At 23.9% G+C, this 25,968-nt stretch carries 29 protein-coding genes and 1 pseudogene; 15 read left to right on the forward strand and 15 right to left on the reverse strand.

Annotated elements, in window-relative coordinates; translation table 4 throughout:
• Positions 1-69: 69 nt before the first annotated feature.
• On the reverse strand, positions 70-435 hold the full coding sequence (locus AAHM78_RS15210; RefSeq protein WP_342253766.1) for a hypothetical protein: 366 nt from the start codon (positions 433-435) through the stop codon (positions 70-72).
• A 123-nt stretch (positions 436-558) separates the two neighbouring features.
• Between AAHM78_RS15210 and AAHM78_RS15215 the strand changes: the two genes are divergently transcribed.
• Positions 559-1,701 (forward strand): Mbov_0401 family ICE element transposase-like protein, encoded by a 1,143-nt coding sequence (locus AAHM78_RS15215; RefSeq protein WP_342253767.1) that lies wholly within the window; start codon positions 559-561, stop codon positions 1,699-1,701.
• A gap of 175 nt (positions 1,702-1,876) precedes the next feature.
• Here the strand turns inward: AAHM78_RS15215 and AAHM78_RS15220 are convergent, their stop codons facing one another.
• Together AAHM78_RS15220 and AAHM78_RS15225 are read right to left on the reverse strand one after the other, a co-directional pair.
• Positions 1,877-2,137 carry a hypothetical protein gene (locus AAHM78_RS15220; protein ID WP_342253768.1) on the reverse strand — a complete coding sequence of 87 codons (261 nt, stop codon included), beginning with the start codon at positions 2,135-2,137 and terminating at the stop codon, positions 1,877-1,879.
• Positions 2,138-2,360: 223 nt separating this feature from the next.
• Positions 2,361-3,320 carry an IS1595 family transposase gene (locus AAHM78_RS15225; protein WP_342253234.1) on the reverse strand — a complete coding sequence of 320 codons (960 nt, stop codon included), beginning with the start codon at positions 3,318-3,320 and terminating at the stop codon, positions 2,361-2,363.
• Positions 3,321-3,385: 65 nt separating this feature from the next.
• Here AAHM78_RS15225 and AAHM78_RS15230 point away from each other — a divergent pair, with 65 nt between their 5' ends.
• Positions 3,386-4,081 carry an IS3 family transposase gene (locus tag AAHM78_RS15230; RefSeq protein ID WP_342253769.1) on the forward strand — a complete coding sequence of 232 codons (696 nt, stop codon included), beginning with the start codon at positions 3,386-3,388 and terminating at the stop codon, positions 4,079-4,081.
• Between the two features lie 138 nt (positions 4,082-4,219).
• On the opposite strand, the gene AAHM78_RS15235 is transcribed toward AAHM78_RS15230, so the two are convergent.
• The 8 genes from AAHM78_RS15235 to AAHM78_RS15270 form a co-directional block, all read right to left on the reverse strand.
• Complete coding sequence (locus tag AAHM78_RS15235) at positions 4,220-4,789, reverse strand: hypothetical protein (RefSeq protein ID WP_342253770.1); 570 nt, start codon at positions 4,787-4,789, stop codon at positions 4,220-4,222.
• Positions 4,790-4,896: 107 nt separating this feature from the next.
• A complete protein-coding gene (locus tag AAHM78_RS15240; RefSeq protein ID WP_342253771.1) occupies positions 4,897-5,313 on the reverse strand; it encodes a hypothetical protein in 417 nt (138 codons plus the stop codon).
• Positions 5,314-5,592: 279 nt separating this feature from the next.
• Complete coding sequence (locus AAHM78_RS15245) at positions 5,593-6,513, reverse strand: ABC transporter permease (RefSeq protein ID WP_252319468.1); 921 nt, start codon at positions 6,511-6,513, stop codon at positions 5,593-5,595.
• On the reverse strand, positions 6,513-8,807 hold the full coding sequence (locus tag AAHM78_RS15250; RefSeq protein ID WP_342253772.1) for an ABC transporter permease subunit: 2,295 nt from the start codon (positions 8,805-8,807) through the stop codon (positions 6,513-6,515). The genes AAHM78_RS15245 and AAHM78_RS15250 overlap by 1 nt, the downstream gene beginning before the upstream one ends.
• On the reverse strand, positions 8,800-10,380 hold the full coding sequence (locus AAHM78_RS15255) for an ABC transporter ATP-binding protein (RefSeq protein ID WP_342253773.1): 1,581 nt from the start codon (positions 10,378-10,380) through the stop codon (positions 8,800-8,802). Before AAHM78_RS15255 ends, AAHM78_RS15250 begins: the two co-directional genes overlap by 8 nt.
• A 17-nt stretch (positions 10,381-10,397) precedes the next feature.
• Positions 10,398-11,705, reverse strand: coding sequence for a BMP family ABC transporter substrate-binding protein (locus AAHM78_RS15260; protein ID WP_342253774.1), 1,308 nt, complete (start codon positions 11,703-11,705; stop codon positions 10,398-10,400).
• 333 nt (positions 11,706-12,038) lie between these two features.
• On the reverse strand, positions 12,039-13,385 hold the full coding sequence (locus AAHM78_RS15265) for a BMP family ABC transporter substrate-binding protein (RefSeq protein ID WP_342253775.1): 1,347 nt from the start codon (positions 13,383-13,385) through the stop codon (positions 12,039-12,041).
• A gap of 64 nt (positions 13,386-13,449) precedes the next feature.
• A complete protein-coding gene (locus AAHM78_RS15270; RefSeq protein ID WP_342253776.1) occupies positions 13,450-13,710 on the reverse strand; it encodes a hypothetical protein in 261 nt (86 codons plus the stop codon).
• Positions 13,711-13,813: 103 nt separating this feature from the next.
• On the opposite strand from AAHM78_RS15270, the gene AAHM78_RS15275 reads away from it, so the two are divergent.
• From AAHM78_RS15275 to AAHM78_RS15300, 7 genes are all read left to right on the forward strand, one after another.
• Positions 13,814-14,173: a transposase family protein gene (locus AAHM78_RS15275; RefSeq protein WP_342253777.1), complete on the forward strand. Its 360-nt coding sequence runs from the start codon at positions 13,814-13,816 to the stop codon at positions 14,171-14,173.
• Between the two features lie 43 nt (positions 14,174-14,216).
• Positions 14,217-15,176, forward strand: coding sequence for an IS1595 family transposase (locus AAHM78_RS15280; protein WP_342252847.1), 960 nt, complete (start codon positions 14,217-14,219; stop codon positions 15,174-15,176).
• A gap of 509 nt (positions 15,177-15,685) precedes the next feature.
• On the forward strand, positions 15,686-16,096 hold the full coding sequence (locus AAHM78_RS17285) for a helix-turn-helix domain-containing protein (protein WP_425289750.1): 411 nt from the start codon (positions 15,686-15,688) through the stop codon (positions 16,094-16,096).
• Positions 16,038-16,502, forward strand: a complete 465-nt coding sequence (locus tag AAHM78_RS17290) for a transposase family protein (RefSeq protein ID WP_342255086.1) — start codon at positions 16,038-16,040, stop codon at positions 16,500-16,502. The genes AAHM78_RS17285 and AAHM78_RS17290 overlap by 59 nt, the downstream gene beginning before the upstream one ends.
• A gap of 247 nt (positions 16,503-16,749) precedes the next feature.
• Entirely contained in the window at positions 16,750-17,574 is an 825-nt protein-coding gene (locus AAHM78_RS15290; protein WP_342253778.1) for a hypothetical protein, read from the forward strand.
• Positions 17,575-17,644: 70 nt separating this feature from the next.
• The gene (locus AAHM78_RS15295) at positions 17,645-18,055 is read left to right on the forward strand and encodes a transposase family protein (RefSeq protein WP_342253779.1); all 411 of its coding nucleotides are present in this window, start codon (positions 17,645-17,647) and stop codon (positions 18,053-18,055) included.
• Positions 17,997-18,461: a transposase family protein gene (locus AAHM78_RS15300; protein ID WP_342255086.1), complete on the forward strand. Its 465-nt coding sequence runs from the start codon at positions 17,997-17,999 to the stop codon at positions 18,459-18,461. Before AAHM78_RS15295 ends, AAHM78_RS15300 begins: the two co-directional genes overlap by 59 nt.
• A gap of 13 nt (positions 18,462-18,474) precedes the next feature.
• Here AAHM78_RS15300 and AAHM78_RS17295 read toward each other — a convergent pair.
• Positions 18,475-18,582: pseudogene (locus AAHM78_RS17295) on the reverse strand (IS1/IS1595 family N-terminal zinc-binding domain-containing protein); the annotation flags it as partial.
• Between the two features lie 83 nt (positions 18,583-18,665).
• Between AAHM78_RS17295 and AAHM78_RS15305 the strand changes: the two are divergent.
• The 5 genes from AAHM78_RS15305 to AAHM78_RS15325 are packed head-to-tail and all read left to right on the forward strand — an operon-like array spanning position 18,666 to position 20,857.
• The gene (locus AAHM78_RS15305; protein WP_342253780.1) at positions 18,666-19,058 is read left to right on the forward strand and encodes a transposase family protein; all 393 of its coding nucleotides are present in this window, start codon (positions 18,666-18,668) and stop codon (positions 19,056-19,058) included.
• Positions 19,059-19,117: 59 nt separating this feature from the next.
• Entirely contained in the window at positions 19,118-19,483 is a 366-nt protein-coding gene (locus AAHM78_RS15310; protein WP_342255214.1) for a transposase family protein, read from the forward strand.
• Positions 19,484-19,485: 2 nt separating this feature from the next.
• Positions 19,486-19,854: a hypothetical protein gene (locus tag AAHM78_RS15315; RefSeq protein WP_342253781.1), complete on the forward strand. Its 369-nt coding sequence runs from the start codon at positions 19,486-19,488 to the stop codon at positions 19,852-19,854.
• A 43-nt stretch (positions 19,855-19,897) separates the two neighbouring features.
• Positions 19,898-20,263, forward strand: coding sequence for an IS1/IS1595 family N-terminal zinc-binding domain-containing protein (locus AAHM78_RS15320; RefSeq protein ID WP_342253782.1), 366 nt, complete (start codon positions 19,898-19,900; stop codon positions 20,261-20,263).
• Positions 20,264-20,296: 33 nt separating this feature from the next.
• On the forward strand, positions 20,297-20,857 hold the full coding sequence (locus AAHM78_RS15325; RefSeq protein WP_342253783.1) for a transposase: 561 nt from the start codon (positions 20,297-20,299) through the stop codon (positions 20,855-20,857).
• 196 nt (positions 20,858-21,053) lie between these two features.
• Here the strand turns inward: AAHM78_RS15325 and AAHM78_RS15330 are convergent, their stop codons facing one another.
• Complete coding sequence (locus tag AAHM78_RS15330; RefSeq protein ID WP_342253784.1) at positions 21,054-21,368, reverse strand: transposase; 315 nt, start codon at positions 21,366-21,368, stop codon at positions 21,054-21,056.
• 534 nt (positions 21,369-21,902) lie between these two features.
• Between AAHM78_RS15330 and AAHM78_RS15335 the strand changes: the two genes are divergently transcribed.
• Positions 21,903-22,079 (forward strand): hypothetical protein, encoded by a 177-nt coding sequence (locus tag AAHM78_RS15335; protein WP_342253785.1) that lies wholly within the window; start codon positions 21,903-21,905, stop codon positions 22,077-22,079.
• Positions 22,080-22,312: 233 nt separating this feature from the next.
• Here the strand turns inward: AAHM78_RS15335 and AAHM78_RS15340 are convergent, their stop codons facing one another.
• The gene (locus AAHM78_RS15340) at positions 22,313-25,096 is read right to left on the reverse strand and encodes a hypothetical protein (RefSeq protein WP_342253786.1); all 2,784 of its coding nucleotides are present in this window, start codon (positions 25,094-25,096) and stop codon (positions 22,313-22,315) included.
• The gene (locus AAHM78_RS15345) at positions 25,023-25,901 is read right to left on the reverse strand and encodes a hypothetical protein (RefSeq protein ID WP_342253787.1); all 879 of its coding nucleotides are present in this window, start codon (positions 25,899-25,901) and stop codon (positions 25,023-25,025) included. The genes AAHM78_RS15340 and AAHM78_RS15345 overlap by 74 nt, the downstream gene beginning before the upstream one ends.
• Positions 25,902-25,968 lie beyond the last annotated feature (67 nt).

Raw genomic sequence — 25,968 nt, forward strand, 5'->3', positions numbered from 1 at the left:
TCACTTTATTAAATTATATCATTTTTTCCCTTTAAAATAAAGAAAAAAACCTATATTTATTATAGGGTTTTAATCATTATTTTCTATTTTTCTAGGTTCACAAAGATTAATAATTATATTACTTTGTGTAGTATTATCATCTTCATTAATATCAAATTCATTAGGATGAGATTTTAATCAATGTTGATAAATTAACTCTGGTTTTACTAATGCTTTTTCTAACATATGAGTTGAAATAATACTACGTGCTTTATCATAACTTTTTAAAAAATTACGTTGTCATGGATTGCTTCTGCGTCGGCAATCAAATATAAATTTTCTATCAATTCCAAGTGCATGATTTAATCCTTGTGGTGTTAATGTTTTATTTTTAGTTCTTAAATAATTACTAATTGTAACATCATAATTTCCTAATTCTTTTCTTTTTGCTGGCATATTTATCACCTATATTTAAATATTTATATACTAATTATAACATTTTAACCAAAGCATTTTACAACACTCACCAGTTAATTGTTGTTATACTCAAAATCATGTATTTAGAAAGGGATTAATATTATGAATTTTCTAGAAAATGAACTTAATTATGATGAACTTGATAATCAAATTAAAAATAATGGTTTAAATTATTTCACAAATCTATTAAAAGCATTTGATGATTTTTGACATCAAAATATATATGATAAAAGTAAACATAAATATGTTAAAACTGCTCCAAGAAGTCCAAATACTCAATATGGTAAAATAAATAATTTTTATCGTAGAGGTTATTTAATATTAGAAACTAATAAATATTACTATCCTTTAGATGATTATATAAAACTTAAAAAAAGAAAAAGAACACTTACTAGTTTAGAACATACAATAATAAAAAATTCAGGTAATGGTAAAAGACAATCTGATGTACAAGATATAATAAAAAATAGTAATTTTTCTAAAACATATATGACTAATGTAATGAAAAACGCAGTAATAGATGTTGAAGAAATAAAAGAAAAGAAACTAGTATTACCAACTGAAAAATTATTTGTAAATATGGATGATTGTTTTATTTCTTCATTATTGAATAATAAAAAACAAAAAAATCGTATTCGTACAATTAGTGCAAATAAAGGTAAAGATTTAGAAAAATCTACTAAAAGTAGAAATGTTTTAAAAAATAAAAAAATTACTTATATGAAAACTAAAAATGGTCAAAGAATTAAAAGACAAGAATTAATTGATAAAATTTATGATTTTCTTAATTTACAATATATTTATAATAAAAGTAGTTTAGTATTTATTGGTGATGGTGCACCTTGAATTAAAACTACTGCTAAAAAAGAAAATATTCCTTATGTAATTGATAGACATCATGCATTTAAAACACTTAAAAAAGGATTTATTTTTAATAGAAAAGTAGATAATAAAAAATTAACAAATGCATATGATTTATTTGTTAATGGTGAATATTATCAATTATTAGATTTTTTAAAAGAAAATAATGTAAATGAAGAAATATATAAATATTTTAAAAATAATAAAGATGGTGTTATAAATCAAAAAGAAAATTGAAATCAAGGAGTTTGTGCTGAAAGTGATGTATCACATTTAGTTAAATCTTTAAAAGGATATGGTGCTAAAATTTATAATGATAAAGTACTTGATAATATGCTTATAATTAATTCAGCCAGAATTAATAAATTAAATCTTTTACTTTAATATTTTAAAACTTAATAATTCTAAACCTAAGTAGTTAGGAGTTTTTAAATTATTTTAATAAAAATAAAACACTAAAATACTTTATTTTTTATAAATACTATGGTATAATAATACCAACAATTAATAATTTAAATTTGTCTTTTATTTAAAGAAAATTAAATTATAACTATTAACTTTACTCACCCAAACTTGATTGTATTTTACTGATATTACTTAAATTTTTATAATTTAATTCTTTATTTTCTTTTGATTTAAATTTCTTGAGAGTACATTTTGTTTGTTTAGCTACTGTATCATATAGTATTTGCATATCACAAACTATAATTGATTTTTCTTCGATAAGCTTAGATGTTAAATTTTCTTGTACTCATTTTTTTGTTAATCTTTTAGTATTTGTTGTTTGAGCATAAATATTTTTATTTTCATCAATTGCCATTTCAATACAACAGTTTAAATCTTTAGCATTTTCTTCAATTCATTTTTTTCTTGGATCATCTGGATTTTTTAAATTTCATTTATGAATTTCTTTGATAAAGGTTTCATCAATTTCAATTCTACCTTTTAATTTTTTTAATTTTCAAAAAAACTCTTGATGAAATAAAAAAAATCATCAACCTGGCCTAAAATTTTATTTTATTTAATTTTGGGATTTATTTTTTTTACAAACTGAAATATAATGCTTCAGATTTTGCATAAGGTGATATTTTATAATGTTGGTATTTAAATTTTCATAAATTGAGGTAATTTTGAATATTGGTAAATCCAATGCCATGATAATGAGTAATAAATTCTTTTAAACTTGATTGTATTTTACTGATATTACTTAAATTTTTATAATTTAATTCTTTATTTTCTTTTGATTTAAATTTCTTGAGAGTACATTTTGTTTGTTTAGCTACTGTATCATATAGTATTTGCATATCACAAACTATAATTGATTTTTCTTCGATAAGCTTAGATGTTAAATTTTCTTGTACTCATTTTTTTGTTAATCTTTTAGTATTTGTTGTTTGAGCATAAATATTTTTATTTTCATCAATTGCCATTTCAATACAACAGTTTAAATCTTTAGCATTTTCTTCAATTCATTTTTTTCTTGGATCATCTGTATTTTTGAAATTTCCTTTATGAATTTCTTTGATAAAAGTTTCATCAATTTCAATTCTACCTTTTAATTTTGTGAATGGTTTTTGTTTTTTTGCTAATTGTGATGATTTCATAAATTTTTGACGATTAAATCATGCTGATGTTTTTGAAATTTTAGCAAATTGAGAAATAGTATAAGCAGATTGACCTAACAATGACAATCAAATTATTCAATCTCATTGTTCATGAGATAAATGACTTCAATGTAAAAAATGATTTCTTAAAGCATCAAAGCTACTTTTACAATCTTTGCATAAATATTTTTGCTTATTATTCTTAAAACCATTTTTTACACATCAATAAGATTTACAATTTGGACATTGAATTCCTTTTTCTTTAAATTTTTTATCAATTGCATCTAATTTTTCTTTTTTCTCAATTTGTTTAATTCTATTTTTAAAATGTCTAATAATTTTTATAAATTCTTCATCTTTTTTGTTTTTTAAAACATCAATTAATTCATTATTAGTCACAAAAAATCACCCCTGATATAAAAATATTACTTTTAATTTAAAATTAAAAGTAATATCAAGATTTTTTGTGAAAATTAAAAGAAATTTATGGCACAAGAAGATTAAAAGTCACATTAGAAAACCAAGAAATTTATTTATCAAGACGAAAAATTAAAGAAATTATGAATAAACATAATTTAATATCAAAACACACTAAATTAAGACACAAAAATCATCATAATAAAGTCAATGATAGTCAAATAACTAATCTTGTTAATAGAAACTTTAAGAATAGGATTAAAAATGAAGTTATTGTTAGTGATTTAACTTATGTTCAAGTAAATGGTAAGTGAAACTATATTTGTTTATTAATAGACCTATTTAACCGCGAAATTATTGGACATAGTGTAGGCACAAAAAAAGATGCATCATTAGTATATCAAGCATTTATGCAATCAAATCGCTGTTTAAAAGATATACAAATATTTCATAGCGATCGCAGTAATGAATTTAATAATAAAACTATTGATAAACTTTTACTAGCATTCAACATAACTCGATCTTTAAGCAAAAAAAGCTGTCCTTATGACAATGCTGTTGCTGAAGCAACTTTTAAAACTTTCAAAACAGAATTTATTAATGATAAAAATTTTACATCATTAATCCAATTAAAATTAGAATTATTTGATTATATCAATTGATATAACAACATAAGAATCCACAGCACTTTAAACTACCTAACTCCAGTTAATTATCAAAAACAAATGTCTACCAAAAAATAGTCCTAAAAAAGGTTGCCATTCCAATATTTTATAACAAAATTAATATTATTTATTATTTTTGATTTTTCTTATACTCCTATACTTTTTTAAATAAATTTAAACTTAAAAAATATTATTAACAATTAAAAATAAATTTAATTAAGGAATAAGTGTCGTTACTGAATTATAATCATAAATATCACTATCTAAATTACTTACAAATAGAATACTATTATTTCATTCAAAGTTTTGTTCTGCTATTTTTTCACTAAGTAACAATTGTTCAATAGATTTATCTAATAAATTTAATTGATCTAATTCTAAATTATTTAATACATCTTTTATAACTCGTTCACCACACATATCATCAAAAATTAAATTAGATGACAAATTTTCACTACTTAGTACCGAACTTTGTTCTTCATTAGCCATATATTCAAATTCTATTTCCTCTAATAACTTATCTAATTCTGTTTCTTGTGTTTCTGAATAAAGTTGTGATTCTAAAACATCTCATCCAATATTTTTTATTTGTTCACCACACATATCATCAAAAATTAAATTAGATGACAAATTTTCACTACTTAGTACCGAACTTTGTTCTTCATTAGCCATATATTCAAATTCTATTTCCTCTAATAACTTATCTAATTCTGTTTCTTGTGTTTCTGAATAAAGTTGTGATTCTAAAACATCTCATCCAATATTTTTTATTTGTTCACCACACATATCATCACAATTAAAATTGCTTAAATCAAAATTTTGTTTTTAACTAAAAACATAATCAGATTGCAATTCTCTTTGTTTTTCCTTTTCTTGTTTATTAAGTTGATGTCTTATTTTCTTATATTCTTTCCTTCTTGCCTTCACTTCTGGCCTTTGAGCATATTGTCTTTTTTTTCTTTCATTTCAGGTCTTTGTATATATTCTTTCCTTCTTGCCTTTATATTGGGTCTTTGATCATATTCTTTTATTTTTTCTTTATTGCGTTGATATCATAATTTACTATTTTTTAGTTCCAATTCTTTATTAAGCTGATAACATTTTTTTCTATATTCTCGTTGCCTTTCTTTATTGCGTCAATATCATAGTTTACTATACTCTCGCTGTTTTTCTTTAATAAGCTGATATCTTTTTTTATCATATTTTCTCCTCCTTACTTTCGCTTCAGGTCTTTGCTTATATTCTTGTCTTTTTTCTTTATTTTTTTGAAATAAATAAGGTACATTAATAACTATACTTTCGTTATCCATATGCTTTGCTCCTCCTATAAACATAATTAATTAAATTTAATTTAAACTTTTACCACATTTTTTCTATCTATCAAAAATTATATTTATTTTTTTTGATAAATAAAACTGTATTATTGCAATTTTTTTCAAATTCTTAATAAAATAAAAAATTTTATAGTATAAAATACCCATAAAATTTTTTATTTTATTATATTTTTAATTAAATCTTAGAAAATATTACTAAAAAAGTAAAATTTAATTTCAAAATTAATTCATCATTAAAATTATTAATAAATAATTTTATCGTTTAGATTTATTGAAAGCAATACCCAATGCTTTTGGTGTTTTACTTCATTTTGATGTAAACACTAAAACTAATAAAGATGTTACAAAAGGCAATATATTCCATATATCAGAATTACTTGATATTCATTGAGGAATATTTGGTAAAAACGTAATTCTGGCACCTGTTGTTTCAACAATAGCAAATAAGGCAGCACCAATTGTAATCAACGGTACTCTTCATTGTCCAAAAATTAAAATAGCTAAAGCAATAAAACCATTTCCACTAACTGTCCCACGAAAAGTTTGACTAGCATACATTGGAAAAATACCACCAGCAATTCCTGCTAAAAAACCAGATAATAATACAGCAACATATCGTTGTTTAATAACATTAATTCCTGCAGCATCAACCGCATTGGGATTTTCACCAGTCGCAACATGATGTAATCCTCATTTAGTATATTTTAGAATAATAGCAATACTTACTAAAACTATAATTGCTAAAAATAAATATAAATTAAAAAATTCATTATTACCAATTTTTGGTAATTGATAAATATTTGTTAATGAAATAAAACCATTATTCCCTGGTAACTGAACAACAAAAACTGCAATTGCTGCTGCTAAAATATTAATTGCAACGCCAGAAATAATTTGATCAGATTTTAAAGTAACTGATGCAAAAGCATGGAAACAAGCAAATCCCATTCCCGCTAATCCAGCTACTAATAAAGCAACAATTTGTGATCAATTACCTCAATTAACACCTATATTTTTTCCAAATGAAGAAAAAGCAAGAGCACCAATTGTCATCATTCCTTCAATACCAATATTAACAACACCAGCACGTTCTGAAATTAATCCAGATAATGCACCAAGTACTAAAACAACAAAAATTAAACTAGAATGTTCAAGAATTATTTTGAGTGCTTCCATTAACTTTTTCCTCCTGCTCTTTCAGTTTTTATTTTCATAATTGCTTGTTGTTCATTTTTAAATATATCAGTAAATTTATTAATAAAAGTTGTCTTTTCAATTTCCGCTTTTTTAGTAAATTGTTTAGTTAATATATTAATATTACTATTAATTGGGATAATTTGACTTTTTAATTGCTGTTTGTCAATTTTATAATTTTTAATTAAGTCTTTAACATTATTTTTATAATTAGTTTGAAGTTGATGTTTTGCTAAAATTAATTGTTTTTTTATTTTTTTATCGTCAGTTTTAACTGTTTGATTTTTTAATAACTTTAATTCATCACTTAATTCTTGTTTCAATTTATTAATTTCTCGATAAAGATTTAATTTTAAGTCTTTTACTCTTGACTTATCTAATATTGCTTTTTGTTTTTTTAATAATACTATTTCACGAATTAAATCTTGCTTATAGTTATAAACATTATTTTCATATTTCATTTTTTCATTAATATACATATTTAAACTTTCACCATAAATCGTTTTTATTTCTTGTTGAAAATTATTTCAATTACCAATTTTACCTTTTTTTCAAATTGCATTATATTGTTTATATATATAATGATTTAAAGCTTTATTTTCTTGGAAAAATTGTGCTCAATTAACACCAACTTTATCATTTTTATTATTAATAACTGCTTGTAACTGTAAGTTGATATCACTATTAACTTTATTAATTTCTTGTGAAAGATTTTGTTTTAAATTTTTAACTTTTGACTCATAATCTGATAATGATTTATTATATTCTACCTTTAATTGTTCTTTATCAATTTTATATTTTTTAATTAATTCCTTAGTTTCAATTTTATAAGTAATTTGAAGTTGACATTTTTTTAAAATTAATTGTTCTTTTAATTTTTTATCATTAGTTTTAACTAATTCATTTTTTAATGACTTTAATTGATCACTTAATTCTTGTTTCAATTTATTAATTTCTTGTGAAAGATTTTGTTTTAAATTTTTAACTTTTGACTCATAATCTGATAATGATTTATTATATTCTATCTTTAAGTGATTAATTTTATTATTTTTTTCTTTAATTAAATCTGATTTTAACTTATTATATTGTCTCTTTATTTTAAAATTTTCAATAAAATGATAGTACATCTTGGCAATAAAACTATTTGTAACTTTTCGTTTTTCTCCATCAAAGGCTATATTTAAATAACGAATTAAAAATTTAATTGGCTGTAAACGAGATAATAAAACTGCACAAGCAGCTGAATAAATAATAACACCAAAAATAATATCACCGGTTGCTGTTGGTAATGTTAATACTGAACCAATTGAACCACCACTCTTAATTAAGCCTCAAAGAAAAGCAGAACCCACAACACCTATTGGATTAATTTGACCAACTAAGGCAACGGCTATACTATCAAAACCAATAGTTGGTAAATCATCAGTTAAAAAACTAATTGAAGGATTTTTGGCAATGTAATAAATAACAGCCATTACTCCTGCTAACGCTCCTGAAATAACAAATGATGTTATGCAATAATGTTTATGATTAATACCACTATAAACCGCAGCAAATGGATTTAAACCTACTGTTCGAATTTTATAACCTAAAGTTGTTTTTTTCAATAAGAATCAAACTGTTATTATTAAAATAATAGAAATTAATAATGGTAGTATACAATTATAACCATTAATACTCATACTATCATGAATAGTTGCTGATGTTCCATGATCAGCATCATATAAATCTTTATTGATTTTAAATAGTCATTTTACTAAATATCAAATTGTTCAATTTAATAAAATAGAAGTAACAACCTCATGAACATTAAAAAAAACTTTTAATAACACTGTTACCAACGCCACCAATATTGCTGCTAATACTCCAGCAAAAAGCGCGCTAATTATAGCTAATGGTTGTGATAAGTCATAACGGACACCAATTGCGATAACAACAGCTCCTGCTGCTAACATTTGACCCGCAACTCCAATATTAAACATTCCTGAGCGGAAAGAAATAACTAGTGCTAATCCTGCTACGATATAAATTGCTCATCAAACTAAAGTATTATCTCAATTATTAGCTGGCCAACTTGTAAAAGCATATGTTAATAACAACTGAAAATAAGTAAAAGCATTTTGACCTGAACCAATTATAACAAAACAAGCAATAATTAATCCAAAAATAATGGCAAAAATTGAACCCTTAAATTTAGTAAGACTACTATTCATTTCTTTTGAACCAAGATATAAACGACTTCGTCGTTTTAAAAATCATGTTTTTTGTTTAAACATTATCTTCATTTCCTTCCATTAACATTTTTTGTCCCGCCATCATTAATCCTAATTGTTCGCGAGTAACATTTTTAGCACTAACATTACCAGTAATTTTACCAGCATGTAAAACAACAATTCGATCTGCTAATGACATAACTTCTGATAATTCATAAGAAATTAATAATACTGCATTACCTTCATTTTTTTCATCAAGAATACGACTATTAATATATTCAATAGCACCAATATCCAAGCCACGTGTTGGCTGAGCAACAACTAAAATTTTATGTTTTCTTGTTAATTCTCTACCAACAACCGCTTTTTGTTGATTACCACCTGACAAACCTCTAACTAAAGCAAAACCACTTTTACTACCACGAACATCATAATTATTAATAATATTTTGTGCATAAGATTGAATAGCTTTACTGCGAATCAAACCATGCTTAGAAAAAGGATATTCGCTAATATTTTGTAAAACCATATTATCAATAACATTATAATCTAAAACAAGTCCATATTTATGACGATCTTCAGGAATATGACTTAAACCACTTTTATATAAACTTCGAATTGAACTGTGTTTAATATTCTTATTACCAAAAAAAATATCACCTTTTTCTGGCTTAATCAAACCAGTAATTGCTGAAATTAATTCAGTTTGACCATTACCCTCAATACCAGCAATAGCCACAATTTCTCGTGACTTAACTTCTAAACTAAAATCAGAAAGACCCATTATTGATTTCCTATTACCAATTTTATGAACAAATAAATTATCAATTTTTAATAATAATGGCCCTAATACAACATTACCTTGATTTCTAATATCAACTAAATCTCTACCAACCATCAAAGTAGCAATTTCTTCTTTAGTTTTACTCTTAGATTCAAAAGTTTCAATAACTTTACCTAAACGAATTACTGTAACATTATCAGCAACTTGTTTAACCTCTTCTAATTTATGACTAATAAAAATAATAGTTTTACCATCACGTCTAAGTTCTTCAATAATTGTTAATAAACTAGTAATTTCTTGTGGTGTTAAAACCGCGGTTGGTTCATCAAGTACAATAATACTAGCACCACGATAAAGAACTTTTAAAATTTCAACACGTTGTTGCATACCAACACTAGCATTCTCAATTTTTAAATTAAGTTTAATGTCTAATTTATATTTTTTTGAAATTTCTAAAATTTTAGATTTAGCTTTTTTATAATTAATTCACTGTCATTTATGAACTGGCTCACTACCTAAAATAATATTTTGTAAAATAGTGAAGTTATCAACTAATTTAAAATGTTGATGTACCATTCCAATACCTAATTCGCCCGCTCTAATTGGTCCTGATATTACCACTTCTTTACCATTAATTTTAATAATACCTTTTGTTGGTTGATATAGTCCAAATAAGATTGACATTAGTGTCGATTTACCTGCACCATTCTCGCCAACCAAAGCGTTAATTTTTCCTTTTTTAATTTTAATAGAAATATTATTGTTAGCAATAATAGTATCTAAAAAAACTTTAGTAATACCTTCCATTTCAACAGCATATTGTAAGTTCTGTTTTTCAATATTTACTTGCATTTTATCACCCCTCTTAATTATTTAAATGGATCATATTCTGTTTTAATACCATTAATTCAATAATGATCTTTTAAATTGAGTACTTTTTGTCATCCGGCAGAAATTTTATCTAATCAATTAGTAGTTTCTGTCATTAATGGTGTGTAAATATCTTTATCACCATCTTTAATTGCTTTATTTGGTGCTATTCCAGTAAAATTAGGCCCACCTCTGTATGGTGCATCATCAATAAATGTTTGATCGGCAGTTGGATCAGTTGGATGCTCTGGATTCTGATCGGTTTTACCAACTGATTTTCAGAGCATAAGTTTAATTGAACTAATTAAATCTTTTTCTGCAGAAGTAATAAACCTATTTGCAGATTGTGGGTATTGAAGTTGTTGATCTGTATCAACACCAATAATTTTACCTTGACCAGATTTTTTTAATGATGATAAAGTATCTTCGGTTTGTGGTCCTGCTACTGGAAAAATAATATTAGTTTTTTGTCGAGCAAGATCATCATTAATTGCTTGTGAACCTTTTGAACCTTGAGTAAAATCACCACTAAATTGAGTACCTGAAGTTATAAATTTAATATTTGGTAATGATTCTTTAAAATCTGAATTTAAAATTTTAACTCATGATATTAATTTTTCTTCATCTTCTTTATTTTTAAATTTATTATTAAAAAACTGTATGGCTCAATAATAACCATACATATAATTAGTAACTGCTGGAATATCAAGTCCACCATAGGTTGACATTTTTAAATTATCAAGTCCACCATATTGATTAGCATGAGCAGTTAACCATATTGCCCCTGCTAATCCGGCTAAAAAGCCTGATTGTTCTGCTTTGTAAAGTAAACCAGCCAATTGTTTATTAGATTTTGGTACTTCTTTATTTGGAGTATCACCATCAATAAAAATAAATTTCACTTTATGTTTTAAAATAGTATTTTGTGCTTTAACCAAAGCATTATGATGTAAAAATCCTGAAGCAATAATTACTTTACTGTTTATGAAAACGGCTTTATTATATGATGTCATTAAATCATCAGTATTAGTTAATTGGGGATTATCTCAAGAAACCTCAACTCTTTTATTTTTATATTGAGGATCAACATAATCACTATGTGTTCAATCATTAAACTCTTGTTTAAACTTGAGGGCAGCATTATATGATGATTCATTAAAAGAAGCATCATTAATAGTATGTCCATCAGTTACAACAGTTATTCGATAAATATTTGGATCATTAAACTGACTATTGCAAGCAATGATTGGTAATATCATTATTACCGACAATGATATTGCACTAAATACAGTAAAAATTTTACGCATACTATTATATTCCTCCTACAATTATATATAAATATTTATATAAAAAAAATATAAAAAAAGAAAGCAAAAACATTGCTTTCTTAATTCAATTATTCAAAATAAAATAAAACTGTGTATAAATAAATTTTGAAAATAAATGGGTGGGAATAACTTACTATTAAAAAATACAGTATATATGTATTTAATATTAATTATTTTCTTATTTTCACAATTAACTCTAAACACTGGTTTCTCCTTTTAATGGCATAACTACCACTATATAACATAATAAAACTTATTCTTTAAAAATTCAAGAATAATTATAAATTTTTTAAAATATATAGTAAAGTTTTATTAAAACTGTGGTTTATACTTTTCAACACTTTCATCAACATAATTTTTTCAAGCATTTTCTCACTTATCACGAGTAGAATCATTAGCTAAATCAGCAACTAATTTATTATAAGCATCAGTTACTTTTTGTGCTAAATGTCAATAATCATTACTATCAATAATTAAGTTATTATAAATAGCACTAATAGAATCATTATTAGCAATTCCAAGATATTGCTGACCACCTAATGCTGGTTGTGGTATGCTACCATCAAAGTATTGTTCACCATTAATAGGTTTAATACCATCCTCATTATAATCTAAATTAAAAGAATGTCATAATCAAGTATTAACTGACTTATGAATTCCTTTTAAAGCTGATGTAATAAAAATATCTTTAGCATAACCATATTGAACACTTTGATCAACATCGACACCAATAATTTTTGCTTTGCTATTAGTAGTAGAGTTTTTAACAGCTGATACTAAATCAATTGTTTGTGCTCCTGCAACAGGCATTACAATATCATCTTTATATCCATCAATTAATTGTGAAGTTATCGCTTTTGATGATTTTGTACCGGATTCAAAACTACCTGTAAATTGTTTAGCAATTTTATCAAAATGAATATCAAATTTATTAGTTCATTTTTCAATTTTTTTCTTACCCTCTTTAATTCTAATGGCATTAGTCATTTCCAATAAATTATCATTGCTATTACGATATTTATTAAAATAATATACACCTCAATAATAACCCATCATATAACTAACAATAGTATCAGCTGGTAAACCACCAAAAGTTGACATTTTTAAACCATTATCATCATATGTTTCATGATTAGCAGCTAATCATATTGCTCCTGCTAATCCCGATAAAAACCCTGATTGTTCTGCTGAATAACTTAAACACGCTACATCAACTGGTTTTTCTAATTTAGCATCAACTAAAATAAAACGAACACCTAACTTTTTATATTGATTTTGAATAGCTGATGTTAATGCACAAAGATGATTAAACCCAACAACAATAATTGTTTTAGCACCAGCAAATGTTGCTAAATTATAATTATTTTGTAAAGTTGAAACTGTACTATCTCGTGAAATAATTCAACGCGTTTTCATTTTTTTATTTTTTCAAACTTCATTACCGGGTAAATTACTAATCATAATAAGATTATCATTAAATGTTTTAGTAAACTCTTTTGAACCTTCTAATACTTGCTGATTAAAAGCTTTATCGAATAAATCACCACCATCAGTAATTATTCAAATATCACCAACACTAGGAATAATACATCCAATTAATCCTACTGATGAACTATTTATTAACAAAGTAATAATTAATAATTTTAAAAAATATTTCATAAATTTCTCCTATAAATAAAAAAATGTACTACAGTAAAAATATTAATATTTATTTACAATTTTTTTATACTTTATTTTTATCATATTTTTCATCAAAATTAATAATTCCTCTATTATATGCATCAATAATAATTCGTGCACAATGAACAGGATTATATAAAATATTAGTTTTTAATTGTGAATTAGCCATTAACAGTTTAATAAATAGTTCAAAATCATTTTCTTTTAATACAAAATCATGCGTAAAACCTTTTATATCATTCATATCTACTAATAATGCTAAAAGAATTTTATGAATCTTTAATTGTAAAATTAAAAAGGACACTTATATAAAAATTAAATTGTGTTAGTTCTATAATAGACTTGGTGCAAAACCTTTAATTTTAACAATTTAACGATTATTATTAATATTAAAGGTGATAGTTATTATGTTGAAAAAATATAAAGATGATCAAGAATTTTATAGTTTAGTCGGCATAAAGCCACAAACATTTTATAAAATGCTTGAAATTTTAAAAATTGCTGAGTCTAAACAAAAATATTATGGTGGTAGAAAAAATAAAATTGTAATTGAAGAGCGTTTATTAATGACTTTAGAATATTGAAAAGACTATAGTAGTTATAGAGTTATTGCAAAAAGATATAATATTAGTCATACTAGTTGCATTCGTAATATTTTTTGAATTGAAAATATTTTAATAAAAAGCGGAATTTTTAATTTACCTGGAAAAAAAGATTTAACAAAAAATAATTTTAATTTTCAAAAAAACTCTTGATATTACTTTTAATTTAAAATTAAAAGTAATATTTTTATATCAGGGGTGATTTTTTGTGACTAATAATGAATTAATTGATGTTTTAAAAAACAAAAAAGATGAAGAATTTATAAAAATTATTAGACATTTTAAAAATAGAATTAAACAAATTGAGAAAAAAGAAAAATTAGATGCAATTGATAAAAAATTTAAAGAAAAAGGAATTCAATGTCCAAATTGTAAATCTTATTGATGTGTAAAAAATGGTTTTAAGAATAATAAGCAAAAATATTTATGCAAAGATTGTAAAAGTAGCTTTGATGCTTTAAGAAATCATTTTTTACATTGAAGTCATTTATCTCATGAACAATGAGATTGAATAATTTGATTGTCATTGTTAGGTCAATCTGCTTATACTATTTCTCAATTTGCTAAAATTTCAAAAACATCAGCATGATTTAATCGTCAAAAATTTATGAAATCATCGCAATTAGCAAAAACACAAAAACCATTCACAAAATTAAAAGGTAGAATTGAAATTGATGAAACTTTTATCAAAGAAATTCATAAAGGAAATTTCAAAAATCCAGATGATCCAAGAAAAAAATGAATTGAAGAAAATGCTAAAGATTTAAACTGTTGTATTGAAATGGCAATTGATGAAAATAAAAATATTTATGCTCAAACAACAAATACTAAAAGATTAACAAAAAAATGAGTACAAGAAAATTTAACATCTAAGCTTATCGAAGAAAAATCAATTATAGTTTGTGATATGCAAATACTATATGATACAGTAGCTAAACAAACAAAATGTACTCTCAAGAAATTTAAATCAAAAGAAAATAAAGAATTAAATTATAAAAATTTAAGTAATATCAGTAAAATACAATCAAGTTTAAAAGAATTTATTACTCATTATCATGGCATTGGATTTACCAATATTCAAAATTACCTCAATTTATGAAAATTTAAATACCAACATTATAAAATATCACCTTATGCAAAATCTGAAGCATTATATTTCAGTTTGTAAAAAAAATAAATCCCAAAATTAAATAAAATCAAATTTTAGGCCGGGTTGATGATTTTTTTTATTTCATCAAGAGTTTTTTTGAAAATTAAAAAAAAATAAAGGTACTAATAATAATTTGTTAGCTATTGATGCTACTGAAACTCCAATTGAAAGAATTAAAAAAAACTAAAATTACTTTTTTCAGGTAAAAAGAAACATCATTCTCTCAAATCCCAAATAATTATTGATATTTCCAATGGAAAAATTATTTCAACTGCTTTTTGTTTTGGAAGCATTCATGATTTTAAATTGCTTCTAAAATCTAAAACTTTTATTCATCCAGAAAAAAAGTTTTTGTTGATTCGGGTTATCAAGGTATACAAAATATTCATAAAAATACATTTTTGCCATTTAAAAAAAGTAAATACAATCAATTAACACCAATTCAAAAAGAATACAATAGACTTGGTGCAAAACCTTTAATTTTAACAATTTAACGATTATTATTAATATTAAAGGTGATAGTTATTATGTTGAAAAAATATAAAGATGATCAAGAATTTTATAGTTTAGTCGGCATAAAGCCACAAACATTTTATAAAATGCTTGAAATTTTAAAAATTGCTGAGTCTAAACAAAAATATTATGGTGGTAGAAAAAATAAAATTGTAATTGAAGAGCGTTTATTAATGACTTTAGAATATTGAAAAGACTATATTAGTTATAGAGTTATTGCAAAAAGATATAATATTAGTCATACTAGTTGCATTCGTAATATTTTTTGAATTGAAAATATTTTAATAAAAAGCGGAATTTTTAATTTACCTGGAAAAAAAGATTTAACAAAAAATAAAGGTACTAATAATAATTTGTTAGCTATTGATGCTACTGAAACTCCAATTGAAAGAATTAAAAAAACTAAAATTACTTTTTTCAGGTAAAAAGAAACATCATTCTCTCAAATCCCAAATAATTATTGATATTTCCAATGGAAAAATTATTTCAACTGCTTTTTGTTTTGGAAGCATTCATGATTTTAAATTGCTTCTAAAATCTAAAACTTTTATTCATCCAGAAAAACAAGTTTTTGTTGATTCAGGTTATCAAGGTATACAAAATATTCATAAAAATACATTTTTGCCATTTAAAAAAAGTAAATACAATCAATTAACACCAATTCAAAAAGAATACAATAAAACTTTAAGTAAAATTAGAATTAAAATTGAACACGTATTTGCTAAACTAAAACGTTTTAAAATTTTAAGTTTAAAATATCGCAATAAAATACGAAGATTTGCATTAAGATTTAATTTAATAGCAGGAATATATAATTTTGAATTACCTTAGTTTTGCACCAAGTCTAATGAAAAAGCACATATTACTATTTATTCTGATAAACCACAAGATTTAACTACAAGTAATGATATTAGAGCAATTTTATTAGATGAATATCCTAAATTAAGAAATGATTATTTTATTGTTAGCGATGTACATGATAATTATGCTATATGTGTTGGTGATAATATACATTGTGAAGGTAAAGTAATAATTAAAATAGAAAAACAAACTAATTTATTAAAAGGAGTTAATACAAATGCCAATTTCTGACAATATACAATCAAATAATTATACTTTATTAAAAATAATTCGTTCTTCAATTAGTCCATTATCAGCAATGATAGGTACAAGTGCTTATTATGGACAAGTAATAGGTAATCCGGTTTTAGGTTCAATTAATAGTTTATTATTTGGTAAAAAATTAGGTTTAGATATATGAAATTTAAATCAAAGACCAAATACTAAAACTAAATTAATTAATAGTAGTAAAAAAATCTTACTTGGTTTAGGAACAATTGGATTATCAAATTATGCTAAATTTACTAATAATTCAATTAATCCAAATCCTAATCCATTTCCAAATACAACGCCAGTTAATCCATTTCCAAATGATTTATTATTTAGTAAAAATAGTACAGATAATCATTTAATGGATTGAGATACTTATATTTCATTAAATGCTTATGGTATATCAAATCTTATTAGTGGATTAACTGAGTTAATACATAATAAATTTGAAGCAATAAGAAAGATATGTAATATGGCTACTGGTGGTTGTTTAATATCAAGTAGTGTTGCTATGGGTATTAATAATGATTTTAATAATGCTTATGCAGTACCTACCATAATTGCTGGTGCAAGTGAAATTATCCATAATTTATTACCTATTGAAACTTCTCATCATGTTGAAGAAATGCAAGAAACACCATTTAATAATGAAACTGCAAGATTAATTAATGATAATAGATTCACAATTAATAGTGAAACAACTAGTCAATATTGTAGTGATAATATGAGTGAAGTACCATTAAATCATGATAATGCTTCACTAAATTGAGATTATAATCACATGTGTTTATAATAGACTTGGTGCAAAACCTTTAATTTTAACAATTTAACGATTATTATTAATATTAAAGGTGATAGTTATTATGTTGAAAAAATATAAAGATGATCAAGAATTTTATAGTTTAGTCGGCATAAAGCCACAAACATTTTATAAAATGTTTGAAATTTTAAAAATTACTGAGTCTAAACAAAAATATTATGGTGGTAGAAAAAATAAAATTGTAATTGAAGAGCGTTTATTAATGACTTTAGAATATTGAAAAGACTATATTAGTTATAGAGTTATTGCAAAAAGATATAATATTAGTCATACTAGTTGCATTCGTAATATTTTTTGAATTGAAAATATTTTAATAAAAAGCGGAATTTTTAATTTACCTGGAAAAAAAGATTTAACAAAAAATAAAGGTACTAATAATAATTTGTTAGCTATTGATGCTACTGAAACTCCAATTGAAAGAATTAAAAAAACTAAAATTACTTTTTTCAGGTAAAAAGAAACATCATTCTCTCAAATCCCAAATAATTATTGATATTTCCAATGGAAAAATTATTTCAACTGCTTTTTGTTTCGGAAGCATTCATGATTTTAAATTGCTTCTAAAATCTAAAACTTTTATTCATCCAGAAAAACAAGTTTTTGTTGATTCAGGTTATCAAGGTATACAAAATATTCATAAAAATACATTTTTGCCATTTAAAAAAAGTAAATACAATCAATTAACACCAATTCAAAAAGAATACAATAAAACTTTAAGTAAAATTAGAATTAAAATTGAACACGTATTTGCTAAACTAAAACGTTTTAAAATTTTAAGTTTAAAATATCGCAATAAAATACGAAGATTTGCATTAAGATTTAATTTAATAGCAGGAATATATAATTTTGAATTACCTTAGTTTTGCACCAAGTCTAATGTAAAAAATGATTTCTTAAAGCATCAAAGCTACTTTTACAATCTTTGCATAAATATTTTTGCTTATTATTCTTAAAACCATTTTTTACACATCAATAAGATTTACAATTTGGACATTAGACTTGGTGCAAAACCTTTAATTTTAACAATTTAACGATTATTATTAATATTAAAGGTGATAGTTATTATGTTGAAAAAATATAAAGATGATCAAGAATTTTATAGTTTAGTCGGCATAAAGCCACAAACATTTTATAAAATGCTTGAAATTTTAAAAATTGCTGAGTCTAAACAAAAATATTATGGTTGTAGAAAAAATAAAATTGTAATTGAAGAGCGTTTATTAATGACTTTAGAATATTGAAAAGACTATAGTAGTTATAGAGTTATTGCAAAAAGATATAATATTAGTCATACTAGTTGCATTCGTAATATTTTTTGAATTGAAAATATTTTAATAAAAAGCGGAATTTTTAATTTACCTTGAAAAAAAGATTTAACAAAAAATAAAGGTACTAATAATAATTTGTTAGCTATTGATGCCACTGAAACTCCAATTGAAAGAATTAAAAAAAACTAAAATTACTTTTTTCAGGTAAAAAGAAACATCATTCTCTCAAATCCCAAATAATTATTGATATTTCCAATGGAAAAATTATTTCAACTGCTTTTTGTTTTGGAAGCATTCATGATTTTAAATTGCTTCTAAAATCTAAAACTTTTATTCATCCAGAAAAACAAGTTTTTGTTGGTTCAGGTTATCAAGGTATACAAAATATTCATAAAAATACATTTTTGCCATTTAAAAAAAGTAAATACAATCAATTAACACCAATTCAAAAAGAATACAATAAAACTTTAAGTAAAATTAGAATTAAAATTGAACACGTATTTGCTAAATTAAAACGTTTTAAAATTTTAAGTTTAAAATATCGCAATAAAATACGAAGATTTGCATTAAGATTTAATTTAATAGCAGGAATATATAATTTTGAATTACCTTAGTTTTGCACCAAGTCTATTGAAGTCATTTATCTCATGAACAATGAGATTGAATAATTTGATTGTCATTGTTAGGTCAATCTGCTTATACTATTTCTCAATTTGCTAAAATTTCAAAAACATCAGCATGATTTAATCGTCAAAAATTTATGAAATCATCACAATTAGCAAAAACACAAAAACCATTCACAAAATTAAAAGGTAGAATTGAAATTGATGAAACTTTTATCAAAGAAATTCATAAAGGAAATTTCAAAAATACAGATGATCCAAGAAAAAAATGAATTGAAGAAAATGCTAAAGATTTAAACTGTTGTATTGAAATGGCAATTGATGATTTTAATTTTCACAAAAAATCTTGATATTACTTTTAATTTTAAATTAAAAGTAAGATTTTTATATCAGGGGTGATTTTTTGTGACTAATAATGAATTAATTGATGTTTTAAAAAACAAAAAAGATGAAGAATTTATAAAAATTATTAGACATTTTAAAAATAGAATTAAACAAATTGAGAAAAAAGAAAAATTAGATGCAATTGATAAAAAATTTAAAGAAAAAGGAATTCAATGTCCAAATTGTAAATCTTATTGATGTGTAAAAAATGGTTTTAAGAATAATAAGCAAAAATATTTATGCAAAGATTGTAAAAGTAGCTTTGATGCTTTAAGAAATCATTTTTTACATTGAAGTCATTTATCTCATGAACAATGAGATTGAATAATTTGATTGTCATTGTTAGGTCAATCTGCTTATACTATTTCTCAATTTGCTAAAATTTAAAAAACATCAGCATGATTTAATCGTCAAAAATTTATGAAATCATCACAATTAGCAAAAAAACAAAAACCATTCACAAAATTAAAAGGTAGAATTGAAATTGATGAAACTTTTATCAAAGAAATTCATAAAGGAAATTTCAAAAATACAGATGATCCAAGAAAAAAATGAATTGAAGAAAATGCTAAAGATTTAAACTGTTGTATTGAAATGGCAATTGATGAAAATAAAAATATTTATGCTCAAACAACAAATACTAAAAGATTAACAAAAAAATGAGTACAAGAAAATTTAAAATCTAAGCTTATTGAAGAAAAATCAATTATAGTTTGTGATATGCAAATACTATATGATACAGTAGCTAAACAAACAAAATGTACTCTCAAGAAATTTAAATCAAAAGAAAATAAAGAATTAAATTATAAAAATTTAAGTAATATCAGTAAAATACAATCAAGTTTAAAAGAATTTATTACTCATTATCATGGCATTGGATTTACCAATATTCAAAATTACCTCAATTTATGAAAATTTAAATACCAACATTATAAAATATCACCTTATGCAAAATCTGAAGCATTATATTTCAGTTTGTAAAAAAAATAAATCCCAAAATTAAATAAAATAAAATTTTAGGCCAGGTTGATGATTTTTTTTATTTCATCAAGAGTTTTTTTGAAAATTAAAAATTGATGAAAATAAAAATAGGCTTTTATCCCTTTATGTACTATTTTTAAATTTTATCACATAAATGGAGATAAAAGCCTACCTAGGAAATTATCCCCGCATGTATTTAAATCAAACACAAAATTACAGTTTCAAAACTAGGTATGTTATTGAATTTATATGCTGATTCTTTTGCATATAAATGAATATTGTGCTTTGAAACTCTTATGTGTGTTCGGAAAGTTCGTCGGATGTGCTTTCATGCTGATTCAATCTGGTTTGTGTTTACACCTGTTGGTGACACATACCCAACTTCATGATTTACGATTTCATGTTTGGGATAGAAGTTTCTTACATATCCCTTCCAAGAATCCGTAAATAGACAGCACTCAGTAAAAATGTGTTTCAATGCAAATCTTAAAAGGTTTTTTTTCATCTGCATTTTTCAGCACCTTCACAATTAGTTTGTTGCTGGTTTTCTCATAAACTCCAACAATCAAAGTTTTATTCAACAAGGATCTTCCTTGTTTTTTAAAACCTAAATGTGAAAGATACATTTCATCCATCTGTGCTGTGCCATCAACAATGAAACCTGCATCTTGATTTCCAATTCTAGTCCTGATTTCATGACACATTCTTCAAGCTGTTTTATAGGTCACACCCAATTCCCTTGCAACATCGGTTGCTGGTATGCCATGCTTTGTGTTTATTCATCTAAAGATGAGATAAAACCAAGATGTCATTTGGGTCTGTGACTTATAAAAAATGGTTCCATAAAGAATACTAAATGTTTGGTTACAGTTCAAACATCGTATTCTTCTCAAATCAGAAGCATTCAAACTAGAAGAAGCACACCTGATGCATTTCATTATTTTAAACTTCGCTATATATTTCAAACAATCGTTTTCAGTTTGAAATATGCTATTGAATTCATTTCAATTCATTTTTTCCTCCACACTAGTACATGCAGGGATAATTGCCTAAAAATATTTATGATCAAACAACAAATACTAAAAGATTAACAAAAAAATGAGTACAAGAAAATTTAACATCTAAGCTTATCGAAGAAAAATCAATTATAGTTTGTGATATGCAAATACTATATGATACAGTAGCTAAACAAACAAAATGTACTCTCAAGAAATTTAAATAAAAAGAAAATAAAGAATTAAATTATAAAAATTTAAGTAATATCAGTAAAATACAATCAAGTTTAAAAGAATTTATTACTCATTATCATGGCATTGGATTTACCAATATTCAAAATTACCTCGATTTATGAAAATTTAAATACCAACATTATAAAATATCACCTTATGCAAAATCCGAAGCATTATATTTCAGTTTGTAAAAAAAATAAATCCCAAAATTAAATAAAATCAAATTTTAGGCCAGGTTGATGATTTTTTTTATTTCATCAAGATTTTTTGTGAAAATTAAAAGATTATTATTACTAATTTTTGCTTCAGTACCAGCAATTACTGTGAATTCATAAGTTACTAAATTATATTGTGATTTATTACCTTGATAATAAGCATAAGCATACCCAGAAGAATGAGTACCAATTTTACCTTTTTCAAAATGCTTCTTTTTATCAATGTTAGGTATTGACTTTGAAAATATTAAATCATTTAAATTAATTTCAATCGAACTATTTAATTCTTTTGCTGGATTAAAACTTTCTTTAGTATTATAACCACTACCATGTTTTTCACTTACAGAGTTTACATTATAATTATAATAAATAGTTACTGATTTATAAAATCTTTTTAAATCATTAAAAGTATTAATTAATAATGTAGGGTCTAATTTTGATTTAATATCTATATCTATATTTTTAGAAACCGGACTATTATTATTAAATCATTCTTCAGTATTATCGGTAATAGAATTGTTAGGAGTTGTTACTAATGGTATATCTTTATAATTTAATTCTATTTTTAAATCTGGAATAATAATTATTGATTTTGCTATATTTTGTGGACTTGGTGGTAATATTTTTGCAGGATAACTAAATGTAGTTTCTTCACTTTCTTCATATTCATCATGATTTAATTTATATAAAGTTGTTCAATTAAAAGCATTACCAGTTAAATAACCCATATTATTATAACGAAATTGTGCAATTGATATTTCATTATAATCACCTTGATAAGTAAAAGGATTATCACTATAAAATGTATGTCTTTCTTCACCTTGATGTAAACTTTGAGTAACAATTGTATCAATAATATAAGCATAATTTGAACCATCAATAACTCCATTACTTGTTGGATTTCATTGACAATCTTTATCTTCATTTGTAAAAGGACTTGCTATATCTAAAAACTCTGTATCTTCTGCTAATATATAAACTTTATTATTGTTCTTTTGTGATAAATCTACAGTTGATATTTGTTCTTTTACTTCTAATTTATGACCAGAACTAGGGTCTCATGGATAAACACTTACTCTATCACTTAATTTCATAGTCATAGCAGTTGTTGAAACATTTGCACCTAATAATTTACCAATAGTAAAATCATTATCATTTGTAAATGCATTTAAAGGAATTAAACCATCATTACCAATAATACTTTCTAAATTACTTGTAAAAAATGCACTCATAAAACCATTAAAATATAACATTTTTTTATATTGTTGAACATTTTGAGTAATAACTCAACTACTTCAAATCCCTAATGTTAAAGCATTTAATAATTTACCAATTAAAGGAATATCACTTAAAGCAAATGGTAATCATTGTTGACTATCATAAGGCATTTGTATTAATGGTGAAAATACTACACTATTAAAATTTAATATTGCTGACATATATTTTTGACTTATTTTTGAATAATCAACAGTTGGACTTCCTATAATTAAATGAGTATCTGGGTCTTTATATTTAAAATTACTACTCATATCAACATTATAATTACCCGTTAAATTATTTATATTTCATTCACTATCTCAAAAGAATTTTGCTTCTCCTACTGATGTACCATTACTTAATCTTGCTTTATCTTTATCAAAAGAAAGCATACCTTTAAAATCTTTTGTTACAAATAAATTATCTTGAAAATTTAATGAAGTTTTTAATCATTCTGTAAAATTTTTAAAATTAGTAAATCCAGTAGGTTTTGCATCCATAATATTATAAAATGTAGTTTCTGGATGACTACTTGTTGTTATTTTATCATTTATTCCAGCAAGTAAACCACCATTATTTTTAATATTAGTTGTAGATTTTTCATTATTACCAGCAATAAATAATCTTCTTGAAGCAAATACTTTACTTTCAAATATTTCTTCTGTTCCTTGTTGTATTGGTTCTTGACCTTGAATTATTGGTCTTCCATAATAATAACAACTTGATAATAATTCTAATCCATATGATTGTCTATGACTATATCTTACACCAACATCATTCATTAAAGTACGATTTAAGGTTACTTTTCCTTCTTGAATAGTAGGAAAAGCATAACCACTACCTGGTGAAGCATATTGTACAAAATAAAGTGTATTTTGACCACTTGCAACTACTCTATCATTTAAACTACTAAAAGTTAAAACTTGCATACTAAATGCACCATTATAAGAACTATAATAATTTGTTACATTTGAAATATATAATAATTGTCTATCTTGATTTTTAGAACTATTACCACCTATATTTTCATTTTCATCATTAAATACAACAAAAAATTGTAAATAATCATCAATTGTAATATGTTCTTCAAACATAACTAAAGTATATTGTCTTTTAGTTTGTATTGTTTTAAATATTTGATTATTTGGTAAATTACTAAAATCAACACCACTTGTATCATCAATTAAATAAGCATTTCAATAATCTCCAATTTTATATTCTTTTGTATAAAATTCATCTTGACCTGTAACTTTATGAGTTTCTTGATTAATAATTCCTTTATTTTTTTGATATATTTTAATACTATTTTTTCAAATACAAACAACCGGAGTATTACCAGTTAAAATTAATTCATATTGACCAAAATCACTAATTTTACTATTAATTGGTTTATAACCAGTTTCAGTTAAAGGTATTGCACCATTATTTATAATAAATGGAAATATTTTTCAATGACTTTGTCTTTTAATTAATATTTGTTGCATTTTTAATCTCATGTGAGCGTGTTTCATTAATTGTATTTGTTGATGTCTGCTCATTTTCATTATCTCCTAAATCTTTATTTATTTTTTGATTTTCATTAATAATATTTTCTAATTTATTTTCAGCCATAAGTTGGTCAATATTATCATATTCACCAATTGCTTCAATTATTGTCATTGTGCCATTATTTGATCTTGAATTAATAATTTGGTCTTGTATAATTTGGTCAGTCATTGCTATAGGTATAAATTTAAATGAATAAGGTCTTTCACCAATACCATTTCATAAATTTTCACTAATAAGAAGTAAATCAAATATACGATAAAAATAAGCACTATAAAATGCTATTTTAATTTCTGTTGTTTCCATATCAAATTTATTATTAAACATACTTTGTGTTTTATTAGTATAAACATCATTACCGTGTTCATCATAATCATAACCAGCACCATTAAATATTGCTTTAGCAGTACCATTATAATCTAATCAATATTCATTAAATTTAGAGTCACCTTGAATAATTTGCATACCACCATTACCATTTTTATCATAACCAGCACTACCAACATTAACAAACATATCTTTTTTAGGATTTTCTGCAATATTACCATTTTCTTGCATTTCTTTAACTGTTTCATTATCTAATGCAGCAAATAAAGTAGTAACATTTAATTCTCTTTCTAATCTTTTTTGTCTAATTACACGATTTAAATCTCAAATTAAATCTCATACTGGTTTACAATCTGGATAAGCATTTAAAGTTGTAGCATTACCATATAAATTTATTATTGGTAAATTAGTTATGGAAATTATCCCCGCATGTACTAGTGTGGAGGAAAAAATGAATTTAAATGAATTCAATAGCATATTTCAAACTGAAAACGATTGTTTGAAATATATAGCGAAGTTGAAAATAATGAAATGCATC

It is taken from the genome of Spiroplasma endosymbiont of Zeiraphera isertana (assembly GCF_964030805.1).
Lineage (GTDB): Bacteria > Bacillota_I > Bacilli_A > Mycoplasmatales > VBWQ01 > Spiroplasma_E.